Below are 13,836 nucleotides of genomic sequence, written 5' to 3' on the forward strand. Positions count from 1 at the left end.
GGTCCGAGACGATCCGTCACTCTATGCGGCACGGGCGGACCGTTGTGGGAGTGCTGTGAAGGTGTGAGCGGGTCTACAGTGCGGCGTGCAGTTGTTCGACGGCGGTCGACCCAAGGGTGACGCCGGTGGTTCGTGGACGGTCTCGGCGCTGCCTCCCGGCGGGCTGCCGCACGGGCCAAGTCGCAGATGGAAAAGGGAAGTTACCCGCGGGTAAACAGTTCGCCGAGGGCCTTCCGGAGTTGTCGGTGTCTCGCCACACTGGTGGACATGACTCGCACTCTACGCGCGTGGAAGACCCGCGCCGCCGCCATCACCGCCGTCGCCCTGATGACCCTCGCCCCCGTCGCCGTCGCCACCGAGGCGCACGCCGACGTGAGCGGCTCGGTGTGCCTGTCCGCGCTGCCGGCGCAGGCCACCGACACCCTGAACCTGATCGCCTCGGACGGGCCGTTCCCGTACTCGCAGGACGGCGTGGTCTTCCAGAACAGAGAGGGCGTCCTGCCCAGCCAGTCGTACGGGTACTACCACGAGTACACCGTCATCACCCCGGGCGCCCCGACCCGCGGTGCCCGCCGGATCATCACCGGCGAGGCCGCGCAGGAGGACTACTACACCGGCGACCACTACGCCACGTTCTACCTCATCGACCAGACCTGCTGAAGCGCCGCCGCGGCGGCCGTGGCCCCGGGGGGTAACGCCCGCCGGGGCCACGGCCGTACGGCCGGAGACGGGCCGCCCGGGGCCGCTCTTCTCCAGGGCCCCGTAGGGCAGTTGACCAGGACCGGTGCGGCCCGGCCGTCGGGCCGGTGAACACCCGGCGGCCGTGCCGTTGCTAGGGTCTGCGCATGGCACCGAGCAGCGCGAACCCCCCGGGACGGCTCCGGCGCGACGCGCAGCGCAACCGCGACCTGCTGCTCGCCGCCGCCCGCGAGATGTTCTCCCGGCACGGCCTGGACGTCCCGCTGGACCAGATCGCCAAGGAGGCCGGCGTCGGCAACGCCACCCTCTACCGGCACTTCCCGACCCGCGAGGCCCTGATCGCCGAGGTCTTCGCGGACGCCGGGGCCGGACTGGCCACCGCCGGGCAGGAGGCGCTCGCCGCCGAGGACGCCTGGACCGGCCTGGAACGGTACTTCGAGCGGATCTTCGAACTCGTCGCCGCCGACCGGGGCATCAACGACCTGGTCACCCAGGCCATCCCGAGCATCCCCGGCATGATCGAGATCAGCCGCGGCCACGCCGTCACCGTCGGCGCCCTCATCGCCCGTGCCCAGCAGCAGGGCACCATGCGGCCCGACGTGGTCACCATGGACCTGCTGTTCCTGCTCGGCCCGCTCTGCCGCGCCCTGCCCGCCGCCACCGAACTGCGCCCCGACCTCTGGCGCCGCTACCTCGCCCTGCTGCTGGACGGCTTCCGCGCCCGGGCCACCCATCCGCTGCCCGTTCCGCCGATCGGCGAGGAGCACCTGGACCGGATGTTCGCCGACCTGTGGGATGCGCAGCCGCCGGAGCCGCCGGAGCCGCCGGAGCCGCCCGAGGCCTGACCCGGTCCTCCTCGCCCGCCCGCATCAGGGACGCGTACGGAACGCCGGGCGGCGCGTCAGGGCGGCGTCAACGGGCCGGAGCGGACGGCGGCGGCCCGCTTTGCTGGGGTGACCCGCCACGACGCGGCGGCGCGGACGGAGAGGCGGGACGAGCCATGGCGGACACGGGGACCGACGAGGGCCGGATCGTGGTCGGTGTCAGCGGCTCGCTCGGCAGCCTGGCCGCCCTGCACCACGCGGTGGCCGAAGCCCGGCGGACGGACGTCGAGGTGCTCGCGGTGCTGTGCTGGACGCCGCCGGGCGAGGAACTCGGGTACCGCCGCACGGTCTGTCCGCCGGTGGTCGACGCCGGCCGCGACGCCGCCGTCGCCCGGCTGCGGCAGGCGCTCGACGAGGCCTTCGCCGGGCGGTACGCGGGAGCCCGGCTGCGCTGCCAGGCCATGCGCGGGGAGACCGCCCACACCCTGCTGCGCTGCGCGGACCGGCCCGGCGACGTCCTGGTGCTCGGCGCCGGCCGCGAACGCGGCCGCCTCTCCCGGCTGATCCGGCCGTCGATCACCGCCTACTGCGTCCGGCACGCGACCTGCCCCGTGCTCAGCGTGCCGCGCCCGCCGCTGCAGCGGGACCTGGACGCGCTGGAGCGCGGGTGCCGGCAGAGCGATCTGGTTGTGGGGAACTGACCGGCGGGGCAGGCCGGTTGGGGAGACGGTGCTACCAGATCCCGGCCGCCCGGGCGAGCGCGGCGGCGGTCTGCCGACCGGCCGCCAGGGTGGCCGGGTCGGTGGCGGGCAGGCAGCGGCCGACCTCCGGGCTGTAGCTGGTCATCACCACGCCGGCGTGGTCGGTGGGGAGTTCGAGCAGCTCGGCGGTCGGGACGGCCGCGTGCAGTTCACGGGTGAGGACGGCGGGCACCACCTCGTCCGCGGTGCCCAGCACCAGCCGGATCGGCACCGGACAGGGCCCCGCCGTCAGCAGGTCGAGCGGGCTGTCGCCGGTGGTGGCGGCCGGGCGGCCGTAGGCGGAGGCGATGCCGACGGCGGCGGTGGGGCGCAGCTCGGCCGGAGTGTCCGGGTGGGTGGCCACCGCGACGGCCTCCCGGCCGCCGAGCGACCAGCCGGCCAGCACGAAGCGCTTCGGATCCCCGCCGTACGCGGCGGCGTTGCGGCGGGCGAAGACCAGCGAGGCGAGCAGTTCGGCGCGGCCCCCGTCCTCCCGGTCGGAGCGCCAGTCCGGGACGAGCACCAACAGGCCCAGCCCGGCGGCCTCCTGGGCGACGGTGTGCAGCACGTCGCGCTCGTCGGGGCCCGAGCCGTGCCAGAGCAGGACGACCGGGGCGGGCCCGGTCCCGGCGGCGGAGGTCGGGCGGTGGACGTCCAACAGCCGTCCGTCCGCGTACGGAACGGTCTCGGGTCGAGCGTTCGTCATGCCGGGTCCCCCTCCGGTTCGATGCATGATCACCGAGCTGGTACTGTACTTCCTGTCGCGAGGGAGACGATCCCTCGTCAGGCGTCAGCGGTGCTACCAGAGCACGTCCTACTTTCAGTAGGAAGAGTCCGTGCGATCCGGGCCTGGCGCTCCAAGGTCGGACGGGGTCCGGCACCTTCACGGTGCCGGGCCCCGTCCGCGTTTCCGAAGCGGGGCCGGGGAGTTCAGGACGGCTGGCGGTCGGAGCCCAGTTCGCGGGAGATCCGCAGGCCGGCCTGGGCGACGACCGGGCCGAGGGCGCGGACCCTGGCCGCGGTCATCCGGGAGGTGAGGCCGGAGACGGACAGCGCGGCCGTCACCTCGCCGGTGTGGTCGAAGATCGGCGCGGCCACGCACCGCACTTCGGGTTCGTTCTCCCGGTCGTCGATCGAGTAGCCGCGGGCCCGGATCCGGGCGAGGTCGGCGCGCAGCCGGGTCTCGTCCGCGATGGTCCAGGCGGTGACCGGGCGCAGTCCGGCCGCGACCACCTCGGTGACCGCCTCCTCGGGCAGCCAGGCGAGGATCGCCTTTCCGGTGGCGGTGCAGTAGGCGGGTGCCCGGCTGCCGACCCGGGAGGCCATCCGGACGTTGGTCTCGTCCTCGACCTTGTCCAGGTAGACGATGCCGGGCGACTGCCAGACGGTCAGGTGGACGGTCTCGCCGGCCTCGCGCTGGAGCCGGCGGAGGTGTTCGGCGGCGACGCTGCGCAGGTCGAGGGTGGTCAGGTAGGCCTGGCCGAGCCGGAGCGCGCCGTGGCCGAGGCGGAACCAGCCTGTCTCGCGGTCCCGTTCGAGCAGGTGCTCGTCGAGCAGCGGGCCGGCCAACCGGAGCACGGTGCTCTTGTTGAGGCCCAGGGCATCGGCGAGTTGGGCGAGCGGGACGCCACGCCCGTCGCCGTGGTCCCGGACGTGGCCGAGGACGGCGAGCGCGCGGCGCAGCGAGGAGGACTGGTTGCGTTCGGTCGTGGGTTTCGCCGCGGGCGCGGCCGCGGGCGTTGGAGGCGCCGGTGCGGGGGTTTGGGTCGCCTGGGCGGGCGTTGGAGGCGCCGGCGCGGGCGTTGGGGTCGCCGGCGCGGGCGTCTTGGGCGACGTCTCCGTCATGGGTCCGTTCCCTGGTCCGGGTTCTGCTGGGGTCCCCCCGCTGGTCGGCGGCGGTTGTCAGAACGTACCCCTTCGGGCCCGGATCACCGCGTCTTCGATACAACGTTGTGCAGTGCAAAACTTCGTGAACCGCCTCTTGTTGGGGCCGATCGGCCACGCCTAACGTCCCTGCCATCGAACAGGCGGCGTCGCCCACCCGAGGCGCTGCGCCCTGCCGTCACCCCCACCACTCACCCACCATCGGCCCCGGTCAGGGCCTGCTTCGACGCGCCCGTCCGCAGCGGCCCGCGTCTCGGCGGCAGCTGTCGGGAGGGGAGGTCTCCACCCATGCGACTCACCAGTCGGGCCGCCGCCGCGGCCGTGCTCGCCGCCGGCTGCCTCGCCGCCACCGCCTGCGCCCCGGGCACCGCCGCACCGGCCGGCGACAAGGCCGCCGACGACCGGACCGGCACCCTGCAGGTGTGGCTGTACAACGAGGCGGGCAACGCGGCCAAGGAGGCCGTGGTCACCAAGGCCGTCAACGAGTTCCAGGCCGCCCACCAGGGCGTCACCGTCAAGGTCAGCTACATCGACACCGACGCCTCGGCCCGCGCCGCCAAGATGAAGGGCGCCTTCAACGACCCCAACAGCGCCCCCGACCTGGTCGAGTTCGGCAACACCGACCTGCCCGGCTACGTCGCCGCCGGCGGCCTGGCCGACATCGGCGCCGAGTTGGACACGTGGCAGGACAAGGGCGACCTCGACCCGGCGATCGCGAAGACGGCGGTGGTCGACGGCAAGACCTACGGCCTGCCGTGGTGGGTCGGCGTGCGCGCCCTGTACTACCGCACCGACCTGTTCACCGAGGCCGGGCTCAACCCGCCGGCCTCGTACGCCGAACTGGTCGCCGCCGGGCAGAAGATCCACGCCGCGCACCCGGACACCTTCGGCATCGCGGTCGGCGGCAAGTACACCTTCGCGGCGCTGCCCTTCGTCTGGGACGCGGGCGGCGACATCGCCGCGAAGAACGGCTCGGCCTTCAAGTCCGCCATCGACTCGCCCGCCGCGCAGGCCGGGATCAAGCGCTACACCGACCTGTTCGGCGCGGACGGCTGCCCCGCCCAGCAGTGCGCGGACCTGACCGGCGGCAAGACCGTCGACCTGTTCGCGGCCGGCAAGTCGGCGATGGCGATCCTGGTCAACTCCAATCGCAGCAAGGTGGACGCGGGCGCGGTCAAGGGCAAGTACGGGGTGGTTCCGCTGCCGGGGGAGAAGCCCGGCTCGATCGCCCCGGCCTTCGCGGGCGGCAACAACCTCGGGGTGATGAAGGCGGCCGAACACCGCACCCTGGCCGTCGAGTTCGCCGAGCTGCTGGCGAACCCGGCCTACCAGGAGCAGATGTACGACGCGATGGGCAACCTGCCGACGCTCAAGTCCGTCAGCGGCAAGGTCGGGGCGAAGGACCCTTTCCTGAAGCCGTTCACCGACACCATCGCGGCCGGCACCCGCTTCGTGCCGCTCGACCAGGCGTGGGCGCAGATCGACGCCCAGTCGGTGATCCCGACCATGCTGCAGCAGGTCGTCACCGGCAAGGCGGACGTGGCCAAGGCCTCGGCCGACGCGGCGGCGCAGATCAACTCGGCCTTCGCCGCGCACTGACCCGCCGACCCCGCCGACGCAGAGCCCCGCCGAGCAGAGAGCAGGTCCGTACGTGTCCGCAACCACCACGACCGCCCCGTCGGCGCCGCCCTCCCCGCGGCGCCGTGGGGCCAGGGCGTCAGCCGCACCCCCGGGCGGCCGGCGTCGCAGGCCCCCGTTGTTGTTGCTGCTGCCGGCCGCGGTGATCCTGATCCCGCTGGTCGCCTACCCGATCTACCAGCTCGGGCTGCTGTCCGTGCTGGACTTCGGTCAGGCCCAGGCTTCCGGCGGCGCCCCGACCTCCTTCGTCGGCTTCGGCAACTACTCGAAGATCCTGGAGGACGGCCAGTTCTGGACGGTGCTGCTGCAGACCGTCGGTTTCGCCGCCTTCTGCGTGGTCGCCACCCTGGCCGTCGGCGCCACCCTCGCGGTGCTGCTGACCAGGGTCGGCCGCTGGCCGCGGCTGGTGCTGACCACGGCGGCGATGGCCGCCTGGGCGGCGCCCGCGATGACCGGTTCGACGGTGTGGAGCTTCCTGTTCGACACCAATCTCGGGCTGGTCAACCACACTCTGGTGAAGCTCGGGCTGAGCGGCTTCCACGAGTTCAACTGGTTCTACGACAGGTGGACGGCGTTCCTGATCGTCGGCGCGGTGGTGGTGTGGCACTCCTACCCGTTCGTGATGGTCACCCTCTACGCGGGCATCCGAGCCATCCCGGAGGAGGTCATGGAGGCCGCCGCCCTGGACGGCGCCGGCACTTGGACCACGTTCCGCCGGATCACCGCGCCGATGCTGCGGCCGATCCTGACCATCGTGGTGATCCAGTCGGTGATCTGGGACTTCAAGGTATTCACCCAGATCTACGTGATGACCGAGGGCGGCGGCATCGCCGGCCAGAACCTGGTGCTCAACGTGTACGCGTACCAGAAGGCGTTCGCCTCCTCGCAGTACGGGTTGGGCGCGGCGATCGGCGTGATCATGCTGCTGATCCTGGTGGTCCCGACGGTCCTGTACATCCGCACCCTGCGACGGACGGGGAACGAACTGTGAACTCCCGTACGCGGTGGCGGCTGGCCGCCGACGCCGGCGCGATCCTGCTGGCGGCGGTCACCGCCTTCCCGGTCTTCTGGATGGTGCTCTCGGCCTTCAAGCCCAAGGGCGAGGTGCAGTCGCTGGATCCGAGGCCGTGGACGGCGCACCCCACGCTGGAGAGCTTCCGTCAGGTGCTCAGCGTGGACGGCTTCGGCCGGTACTTCGTGAACAGCCTGGTGGTCGCGCTGTCGGTGGTGGTGCTCTCGGCGGTGGTGGTGTTCCTGGCGGCCGTGGCGGTGACCAGGTTCAGGTTCCGCTTCCGCACCACGATCATGGTGCTGTTCCTGATCGCCCAGATGATCCCGGTCGAGGCGCTGACCATCCCGCTGTTCTTCATGTTCCGCGACGCCGGCCGGTTCGCCCCGGGCGTCGGGCTGAACACCCTGGCCTCGCTGGTGCTGGTGCAGTTGGCGTTCTCGCTGCCGTTCGGGATCTGGATGATGCGCGGCTTCGTCGCGGCCGTCCCGGTCTCGATCGAGGAGGCCGCGCAGATCGACGGCGCGAGCCGGACCCGCATCCTGTGGCGGATCCTGCTGCCGCTGGTGGCTCCGGGCCTGGCCGCGACCAGCGTGTTCTCCTTCATCGCGGCGTGGAACGACTTCGTCTTCGCCAAGACCTTCATCATCAGCGCCACCCAGAACCAGACGCTGCCCTCGGCGCTGCTGGTGTTCTTCAAGCCGGACGAGAACGACTGGGGCGGGATCATGGCGGCGTCCACGCTGATGACGGTGCCGGTGCTGGTGTTCTTCATCGCGGTGCAGCGGCGGCTGGTGTCGGGGCTGGCGGGCGCGGTCAAGGACTGACGCCCAACGGGGCCCACCGACCGGGCCCACCGACCGGGCCCACCGACCGGCCCCGGCGGCTCGGCGCCGGGGCCTCGTGCGGCTGCGACCTCGTGCGGCCGGGGCCGGTTCAGGACACGAAGCCGATGACTCCGTGCCCCTCGAACTCCCGTGCCGTGCGCAGCCAGCCGGCGACCTCCTGGACGGCCTCGGCCACCGTACGGTCCAACTCCGGTGCCAGGCCATCGCGTTCGGCCTGCTCGAACTGGCGCAGTGCCTCCCCGCACTGCTCGGACGACCACTCGCCGCAGGACACTTCGGGGCAGTAGGGCAGGCCGGCCGGGAAGTCGCTGCCGTAGTGGAAGTCCGAGAGCGAGACCGCGGTGACGCCGTGGGCGCGCAGGCCGTCGTCGACCTCGTCCAGCCACAGGCCGCGGAAGGGGCCGAAGGAGCGGTTGTCCAGGAGTGCGGCGTCCGTGCCGCACAGGTGCCGGTACGCGTAGCGGTACTGGAAGGCGTGCTCCTCGTCGTACGGTCCACCGTACACCACCGCGCGCAGCGCCTCGCGGGCGGTCGGGGCGCCGTCCTCGATCTGGTCGGCGAACTCCTGGTCGGCGTAGTCCAGTTCGGCGCCCGTGTGGCCGAGGACGTCCTGGAGTACGGCCTCGTCGGCGCAGCCGGCCAGGGTGTGCTTGTCGTCGATGTCGGTCAGGTACGCCGTCAGGAAGGAACTCATGGGATCACCGTATCGGCCGTGACGGACAGTCGACTCAGGCCGCCTCGGCCTCCGGGCCCGGGACGGCGACCAGCACGAACTCCGCGCCGGTGGCGTCCCGGACGAGCGCCGAGCGGCCGAACGGTGTCGGTGCGGGTCCGGCGCGGACGGTGCCGCCGAGGGCGCGCAGGGCGGCGGCGGCGCGGTCGGTGTCGGCCGTCCCGAAGTGGGTGAGCCAGCCGGGGGCGCTCGCGCCCGGGGTGGTGGGGCCGATGCTGCAGGCGGGCAGCCCGGCGACCCGGGCGAGGGTGTGGCCCGACCTCGGGCGGTCGTAGCCGTAGCCGAAGACCCGGTGGTAGAACGCCCGGGCGGCATCCGGGTCGGCGGAGAGGTGCTCGTTCCAGGTCAGGGTGCCGGGCTCGTCGACCAGCCCGGCGCCCTCGACCGGGTCGCCCTGCCAGAGCCCGAACGGCGCGCCGAGCGGGTCGACGGCGAGCGCGGCCCGGCCCTGGTCGGGCACCGGGTACGGCTCGCGGGAGATCCGGCCGCCGGCGGCCCGGACGGCGGCCGCGGTACGGGGCAGGTCCCGGCAGGCGAGGTGGGTGGTCCAGCCGGTCGGCCCGGGGGCGACGCCGAGCGCGGCGACCTGCGCGCCGTTGCGGGTGGCGACCGCCTCGGCGGGGCCGGTCGGCACGAACTCCCAGCCGAACAGCGTGCCGTAGAAGTGCTGCGCCCGGGGGAGGTCCGGGGTGGTCAGGACGGTCCAGCAGGGGACGCCCTCGTGGTACCTGCCAGCCTTCGGCATGCCGGCCTCCTGGTCATCCCCGCGCCCCACCCCGTCAGGTTGCGCGCCCGGCCGGTGCGCGGCAAACGGGGGCGGGGGTAGGGGAGGGGCGGGGGTGGAGGTGCTGGCTCAGGCGACCCCGCGCGGGCGGAACTGGATGCTGATCCGCGGGCCGACCGGGCGGGCGGTCTTCGGGATCGCGTGCTCCCAGGTGCGCTGGCAGGAGCCGCCCATCACCACGAGGTCGCCGTGGCCGAGCGGCCGGCGGACCACCGCCCCGCCGCCGGAGCGCGGCCGCAGTGCGAGGACCCGGGGCTCGCCGACGGAGAGGATCGCCACCATGGTGTCCTCGCGGGCGCCGCGGCCGATCCGGTCGCCGTGCCAGGCCACGCTGTCCCGGCCGTCCCGGTAGTAGCAGAGCCCGAGGGTGCGGAAGGGCTCGCCCAGTTCGGGGGCGTAGTGCCGGCTCAGTGCCGCCCGGGCCTCGCCGAGGACGGGGTGCGGCGGCTCGTCCTCGGCGGCGTAGGAGGCGAGCAGCCGGGGGACGTCGACGGTGCGTTCGTACATCTCGCGCCGTTCGGCCCGCCACGTCACGGTCGCGGCCAGCTGTTCGAACAGTTGGTCCGCGCCGTGCAGCCAGCCGGGCAGGACGTCCAGCCATGCGCCGTCGCCGAGCGGCAGGCGCCGTAGCCCGTCGAGCGGGCCGAGCCGGGGGTCGGTGGCTTCTTCGAACAGTGACGGCTGGAGGTGGACGGTCGCGGGCATGGGCCCAGCCTACGCCGTTGTTCGAACACCTGCTCGAACAAAAGTCCGGACGCTAGGGCCTGTCTTCAAGCTCCCGGCGTCGCCCCCGGCGTCGCTCCGCGGACCGGAGTCTGAAGGCGGGCCCTAGTCTGCCGGTATGGCGATCAACGGGTTCGGCGTCACCGAGTTCCAGCTCTTCCTGCTGCGCCGGATGGCCGACTACCACCCCGAGCTGGTCGAGGATGCGGTGCGGCGGCTCGGCGCCACCCGGGCCGCGATGCGGGAGGCGAACAAGCGCTGGCAGGCGATGGTCCGGGCGCCCCGGTTCCCGCGTGGCGCCGCCCGGTACGCCGCCGTGCTCGGGCCGGCGGAGGTGAGTCTGCCGCGCCGGATCGGGGACCTGGAGTGCACGGCCCGGCAGTGGGCGCTGCCTCTCTGGCCCGAGCTGCGCTTCGAGGTGCTGCTCGGGCCGGCCGGCGCCGGCGCGCCGGCGCTGAACGAGTGGCTGGTCCGGGCGGTCGGCGCCCCGGGGCCGGTGCTGCGCACCGTCGACGACCTGGAGCCGTGGGGCTGTGTGGTCGGCGACGTGGGGGCGGCCTTCCCGGGGGCCCTGCCGCGCGAGGGGAGTGCGCCGACCCGTTTCCGGCTGGACTTCGCGGCGCCGGGCGCGGACGGGCGGGTGGGCTCCTGGACGGCGGACTTCACCTGGGGGCTGCTCCAGGAGGTCCGGCCGGACGAGGCGCCCGAGAGGCCCCGGACGCGCTGACCCTGCGCGATCTTCAAGGCGAGATGTAAGGCGATATTCAGTGAATGCCTTAGATTTGTAGGTCGTAGCGTCGATGTGGCAGCATAATCGCAGACCCTGGATAGGCTTCACATCGGAAAGCGAAGGATCATGTCGGACGGCGCCCGCGTCATCGTCGGAGTCAGTGGCTCACTGCACAGCCTGACCGCCCTGCACCGGGCGGCGGAGGAGGCCCGGGCCCGGCAGGCCGTCCTGGTCCCGGTGCTCGCCTGGACCCCGGTCGGCGGCGAGCGCAGCTACCGGGCCCGGCCCTGCCCGCCGCTGCTGCGCGCCTGGCAGGACGCCGCCGGGGCCCGGCTGGAGAGCGCGCTCGGCCAGGCCTTCGGCGGGCTGCCGATCGGCCTGCCGGTGCAGCCGCTGGTGATGCGGGGCGAGGCCGGGCCGGTGCTGACCGCCACGGCCGGCCGGCCCGGCGACCTGCTGGTGATCAGCGCCGGCCGGCACGGCTCGCTGCGCGGCCGAGTGCGTCGACTGCTGCGCGGCTCGGTCGCCCGCTACTGCCTGGACCACGCCCGCGGCGGCGTGCTGGTCGTCCCGCCGTCCGACCTGCACGACGACCTGCGGGCCCTGCACCGGGGCATCGACCTGCGGGAACTCATCGCGGCCTGAGAGATTTTGACGACCGGTCAGTTCTCGTGCACGGTCCGGCCGCCGACCACCGTCCGGGCCGGCAGCAGATCGCGCAGCGCCGCCGTCGGGCAGTCCAGCGGGTCGACCGGCCAGAGCGTGAGGTCGGCGAGCGCCCCCGGCCGCAGGCTGCCGCGGTCGGCGCTCTCGCCGGTCAGCCGGGCGGCGTTCACGGTGTGCAGCGCGATCGCCTCGGCCCGTCCGATCGCGTGCTCGGGGCCGACCACCCCGGCCGTGGTGCCGCGGGTCGTCATGCCCCACACCGACACCATCGCGCCGTACGGGCCGACCGGGAAGTCCGAGCCGGCCGAGAGCTGTGCTCCCTCGTCCAGCCACTCGCGCAGCGGGAACAGGGCGGCGGTGCGCTCCTCGCCCCAGGCGCGCTGCTGGGTGAGCGCGCCGTCGTGCAGCAGCGGGTGCTGCACCGTGACCGGGATGCCGAGGGCGATCGCCCGGGCCCGCTGGTCGGGCCGGGCCAGTCCGCCGTGCTCAACCACCAGCGTCCCCGGCGGCAGGCCCGGGCGGCGCTTCAGCACCTGCTCGAAGACGTCCAGCAGCACCCGCAGCCCGCGGTCGCCCCAGGCGTGCACGCCCGCCCGCCAGCCCCGTTCGACCACCCGCTCCACCGCCGCGAGCAGTTCCTCCGGCTCCCAGAGCAGTCGGCCGTGGTAGCAGGGCTGCCCCTGGTAGGGCTGTTCCAGGGCGCCCGCCTCGAAGCCGCCGTCGATGCCGAACTTGACGCCCCACAGGCTCAGTCGATCGTCGTCCCGGCCGTCCGCGCGCCAGTCGTCCATCCGGTCCAGCAGGGCGTCCACCTGCTCGGGGGTGCGGGCCGCGAAGCCGGACACCAGCGCCCGGACCCGGACGGCGAGCGCGCCCCCGGCCCGGGCCGCGTCCAGCACGTCGAGGTCCTCCACCGGGACGAGGCAGTCCCGCACGGTGCCGATCCCGGTGGCCGCGTAGTCGGCGGAGGCCGCGCGCAGCCCCTCGATCCGCTCGGCGAGGGTCGGGCGCGGCAGCACCCGCTCGACCGGCTCGGTCGCCCGGTTGATCAGCCGGCCGGTCAGCCGCCCGTGCTCGTCGCGCTCGACCACGCCGCCGTCCGGCGACTCGGTGGACTCGTCGATCCCGGCCAGCCGCAGCGCGGCCGAGTTGAGCACCATGTTGTACGCGCCCCGGCGCACCAGCACCGGGTGCTCGCCGGTGGCGCCGTCCAGCTCCGCGGTGGTCGGCATCCGCTGCTCGGCGAGCAGCACCTCCTGCCAGTTGACCGTGGTGACGATCCACTGCCCGGCCGGGGTGCGGGCGGCGCGCTCGCGGATCAGCTCCAGGAACCCGGCGAGGTCCCGGGCCCGGTGCACCGGGACGCCATGGACGCTGTGCCCGGCCAGGATCAGGTGGGTGTGGGTGTCGTCGAAGGCGGGCAGCACCGTCGCCGACGGGTCGTCCACCACCTCGGTGTCCGGTCCGACCAGGGCGTCCAGGCCGTCCGGCGCGGCGGAGAGCGCCGTGATCCGGCCGCCGGTGACGGCCACCGCCCGCTGCGGCGGCTCGCCCGGCACCAGGGTGTGCACGGCGCCGGCGCGGATCAGCAGGTCGGCTGGGGCTGGGGCGGTCATGGCTGCTCCTGGGGGTGGGGCGCTCCGGCGGGGTGGGACAGTCCGGTGACCTTCTCGACGTACCGCAGGCTCGGCTCGGCGAGCCGCCCGTGCACCTCGGTGAACACGGCCCGGGCCGGGCGGGCGTTCCAGTCGGCGGGCAGCAGCGGCTCGGGCAGCCCGGGGTCGAGGTACGGCAGCCGGCGCCACTGGGTGAGCATCGGCACATAGGCGCGGAACGCCTCGACCGGCTCGACCGCCTTGACCGGTCCGACTGCCTCGACCGTGGCGACCGCTTCGACCGCCTCGACCGGGGCGCGCCCGCGCAGCTCCTCGGCGACCGGCCGCCAGGTGTCGGTGAAGGCCGCGTACTGCGCCTCGATCGCCGGGAGGTCCCACCAACTCGCCACCGCCGTACGGAGTTCGGCGAAGCCGGCGTACTCGGCGGAGAGGAAGAGGTGTACGTAGGCGCTCAGACCGAGGCGCTCCAGCAGGCGGCGGGCGTCCGGCAGCAGCCGGGCGGGGGCCAGCCAGACGCCGGGGGCGGCGTTGCCGAAGCCGAGCCAGCTGAGCCGGGAGCGCAGCTGGTGGCGGTGGGCGCGCTCGGACTCGGGCACCGAGAAGACCGCCACCACCCAGCCGTCGGCGAGTTCGGCGGGCTCCAGGCTGTGGAAGATCCGGCGGTCGCCCTCGTCGAACACCGGGCCCATCGCGGGGGCCAGCCGGTAGCCGGTGCCCGCGCGGCGCTCCTGGAGCAGGGTGCCGGCCTTCTTCAGCCGGGAGATCGCCGAGCGGACGGCCGGGCCGTCGACGTCCAGCTCGGCCATCAGCGCGATCAGGTCGGCGATCGATATCCAGCCGCCGAGGCGGCGGACGAACTCGCCGTAGACGGTGTTGATCAGGGAGCTGGGCCGGGTGCTGCTCTGCGTGCTCTCCGGCATGCCCGGCCCTCCTCCCCGACGG

15 protein-coding genes are annotated in these 13,836 nt (G+C 73.8%); 8 read left to right on the forward strand and 7 right to left on the reverse strand.

The window, feature by feature from the left end; genetic code table 11:
• Window positions 1-327: 327 nt before the first annotated feature.
• The 3 genes from ACZ7BZ_RS28845 (at window position 328) to ACZ7BZ_RS28855 (ending at window position 2,224) form a co-directional block, all read left to right on the forward strand.
• The gene (locus tag ACZ7BZ_RS28845; protein ID WP_470360920.1) at window positions 328-660 is read left to right on the forward strand and encodes a ribonuclease; all 333 of its coding nucleotides are present in this window, start codon (window positions 328-330) and stop codon (window positions 658-660) included.
• A 185-nt stretch (window positions 661-845) separates the two neighbouring features.
• Window positions 846-1,544 (forward strand): TetR/AcrR family transcriptional regulator, encoded by a 699-nt coding sequence (locus tag ACZ7BZ_RS28850; protein ID WP_470360882.1) that lies wholly within the window; start codon window positions 846-848, stop codon window positions 1,542-1,544.
• A gap of 155 nt (window positions 1,545-1,699) precedes the next feature.
• Complete coding sequence (locus ACZ7BZ_RS28855) at window positions 1,700-2,224, forward strand: universal stress protein (protein WP_470360883.1); 525 nt, start codon at window positions 1,700-1,702, stop codon at window positions 2,222-2,224.
• 31 nt (window positions 2,225-2,255) lie between these two features.
• On the opposite strand, the gene ACZ7BZ_RS28860 is transcribed toward ACZ7BZ_RS28855, so the two are convergent.
• Both ACZ7BZ_RS28860 and ACZ7BZ_RS28865 read right to left on the reverse strand, forming a co-directional pair.
• Entirely contained in the window at window positions 2,256-2,969 is a 714-nt protein-coding gene (locus ACZ7BZ_RS28860) for a dienelactone hydrolase family protein (RefSeq protein WP_470360884.1), read from the reverse strand.
• Window positions 2,970-3,193: 224 nt separating this feature from the next.
• Window positions 3,194-4,108, reverse strand: a complete 915-nt coding sequence (locus ACZ7BZ_RS28865; RefSeq protein WP_470360885.1) for an IclR family transcriptional regulator — start codon at window positions 4,106-4,108, stop codon at window positions 3,194-3,196.
• A gap of 327 nt (window positions 4,109-4,435) precedes the next feature.
• Here ACZ7BZ_RS28865 and ACZ7BZ_RS28870 point away from each other — a divergent pair, with 327 nt between their 5' ends.
• From ACZ7BZ_RS28870 to ACZ7BZ_RS28880, 3 genes are read left to right on the forward strand one after another with little or no spacing between them, the layout of a single operon-like run.
• Window positions 4,436-5,746: an extracellular solute-binding protein gene (locus ACZ7BZ_RS28870; protein ID WP_380461111.1), complete on the forward strand. Its 1,311-nt coding sequence runs from the start codon at window positions 4,436-4,438 to the stop codon at window positions 5,744-5,746.
• 52 nt (window positions 5,747-5,798) lie between these two features.
• On the forward strand, window positions 5,799-6,776 hold the full coding sequence (locus ACZ7BZ_RS28875; RefSeq protein ID WP_380461112.1) for a carbohydrate ABC transporter permease: 978 nt from the start codon (window positions 5,799-5,801) through the stop codon (window positions 6,774-6,776).
• Window positions 6,773-7,621: a carbohydrate ABC transporter permease gene (locus ACZ7BZ_RS28880; protein WP_470360886.1), complete on the forward strand. Its 849-nt coding sequence runs from the start codon at window positions 6,773-6,775 to the stop codon at window positions 7,619-7,621. The genes ACZ7BZ_RS28875 and ACZ7BZ_RS28880 overlap by 4 nt, the downstream gene beginning before the upstream one ends.
• Window positions 7,622-7,730: 109 nt before the next feature.
• On the opposite strand, the gene ACZ7BZ_RS28885 is transcribed toward ACZ7BZ_RS28880, so the two are convergent.
• The 3 genes from ACZ7BZ_RS28885 to ACZ7BZ_RS28895 all read right to left on the reverse strand — a co-directional run bounded on the left by ACZ7BZ_RS28885 (window position 7,731) and on the right by ACZ7BZ_RS28895 (window position 9,864).
• A complete protein-coding gene (locus ACZ7BZ_RS28885; RefSeq protein WP_470360887.1) occupies window positions 7,731-8,336 on the reverse strand; it encodes a DUF7691 family protein in 606 nt (201 codons plus the stop codon).
• Window positions 8,337-8,370: 34 nt separating this feature from the next.
• Window positions 8,371-9,120 carry a VOC family protein gene (locus ACZ7BZ_RS28890; protein ID WP_470360888.1) on the reverse strand — a complete coding sequence of 250 codons (750 nt, stop codon included), beginning with the start codon at window positions 9,118-9,120 and terminating at the stop codon, window positions 8,371-8,373.
• Window positions 9,121-9,228: 108 nt separating this feature from the next.
• Entirely contained in the window at window positions 9,229-9,864 is a 636-nt protein-coding gene (locus tag ACZ7BZ_RS28895; protein WP_470360889.1) for an alpha-ketoglutarate-dependent dioxygenase AlkB, read from the reverse strand.
• Between the two features lie 136 nt (window positions 9,865-10,000).
• On the opposite strand from ACZ7BZ_RS28895, the gene ACZ7BZ_RS28900 reads away from it, so the two are divergent.
• Together ACZ7BZ_RS28900 and ACZ7BZ_RS28905 are read left to right on the forward strand one after the other, a co-directional pair.
• Window positions 10,001-10,609 (forward strand): hypothetical protein, encoded by a 609-nt coding sequence (locus ACZ7BZ_RS28900; RefSeq protein WP_470360890.1) that lies wholly within the window; start codon window positions 10,001-10,003, stop codon window positions 10,607-10,609.
• 129 nt (window positions 10,610-10,738) lie between these two features.
• Complete coding sequence (locus tag ACZ7BZ_RS28905; protein ID WP_470360891.1) at window positions 10,739-11,257, forward strand: universal stress protein; 519 nt, start codon at window positions 10,739-10,741, stop codon at window positions 11,255-11,257.
• Between the two features lie 17 nt (window positions 11,258-11,274).
• On the opposite strand, the gene ACZ7BZ_RS28910 is transcribed toward ACZ7BZ_RS28905, so the two are convergent.
• Both ACZ7BZ_RS28910 and ACZ7BZ_RS28915 read right to left on the reverse strand, forming a co-directional pair.
• Window positions 11,275-12,894 (reverse strand): amidohydrolase, encoded by a 1,620-nt coding sequence (locus ACZ7BZ_RS28910; protein ID WP_470360892.1) that lies wholly within the window; start codon window positions 12,892-12,894, stop codon window positions 11,275-11,277.
• Window positions 12,891-13,814, reverse strand: a complete 924-nt coding sequence (locus ACZ7BZ_RS28915; protein ID WP_470360893.1) for a PaaX family transcriptional regulator — start codon at window positions 13,812-13,814, stop codon at window positions 12,891-12,893. Before ACZ7BZ_RS28915 ends, ACZ7BZ_RS28910 begins: the two co-directional genes overlap by 4 nt.
• Between the last annotated feature and the right edge of the window lie 22 nt (window positions 13,815-13,836).

This window comes from Kitasatospora sp. NPDC036934 (assembly GCF_055608425.1).

Coding starts and splice junctions, on each gene's coding strand:
- ACZ7BZ_RS28865 (WP_470360885.1), bottom strand. CDS start 4,108: ATGACGGAGACGTCGCCCAAGACGCCCGCGCCGGCGACCCCAACGCCC.
- ACZ7BZ_RS28900 (WP_470360890.1), top strand. CDS start 10,001: ATGGCGATCAACGGGTTCGGCGTCACCGAGTTCCAGCTCTTCCTGCTG.
- ACZ7BZ_RS28885 (WP_470360887.1), bottom strand. CDS start 8,336: ATGAGTTCCTTCCTGACGGCGTACCTGACCGACATCGACGACAAGCAC.
- ACZ7BZ_RS28915 (WP_470360893.1), bottom strand. CDS start 13,814: ATGCCGGAGAGCACGCAGAGCAGCACCCGGCCCAGCTCCCTGATCAAC.
- ACZ7BZ_RS28890 (WP_470360888.1), bottom strand. CDS start 9,120: ATGCCGAAGGCTGGCAGGTACCACGAGGGCGTCCCCTGCTGGACCGTC.
- ACZ7BZ_RS28860 (WP_470360884.1), bottom strand. CDS start 2,969: ATGACGAACGCTCGACCCGAGACCGTTCCGTACGCGGACGGACGGCTG.
- ACZ7BZ_RS28845 (WP_470360920.1), top strand. CDS start 328: ATGACCCTCGCCCCCGTCGCCGTCGCCACCGAGGCGCACGCCGACGTG.
- ACZ7BZ_RS28855 (WP_470360883.1), top strand. CDS start 1,700: ATGGCGGACACGGGGACCGACGAGGGCCGGATCGTGGTCGGTGTCAGC.
- ACZ7BZ_RS28850 (WP_470360882.1), top strand. CDS start 846: ATGGCACCGAGCAGCGCGAACCCCCCGGGACGGCTCCGGCGCGACGCG.
- ACZ7BZ_RS28870 (WP_380461111.1), top strand. CDS start 4,436: ATGCGACTCACCAGTCGGGCCGCCGCCGCGGCCGTGCTCGCCGCCGGC.
- ACZ7BZ_RS28910 (WP_470360892.1), bottom strand. CDS start 12,894: ATGACCGCCCCAGCCCCAGCCGACCTGCTGATCCGCGCCGGCGCCGTG.
- ACZ7BZ_RS28905 (WP_470360891.1), top strand. CDS start 10,739: ATGTCGGACGGCGCCCGCGTCATCGTCGGAGTCAGTGGCTCACTGCAC.
- ACZ7BZ_RS28895 (WP_470360889.1), bottom strand. CDS start 9,864: ATGCCCGCGACCGTCCACCTCCAGCCGTCACTGTTCGAAGAAGCCACC.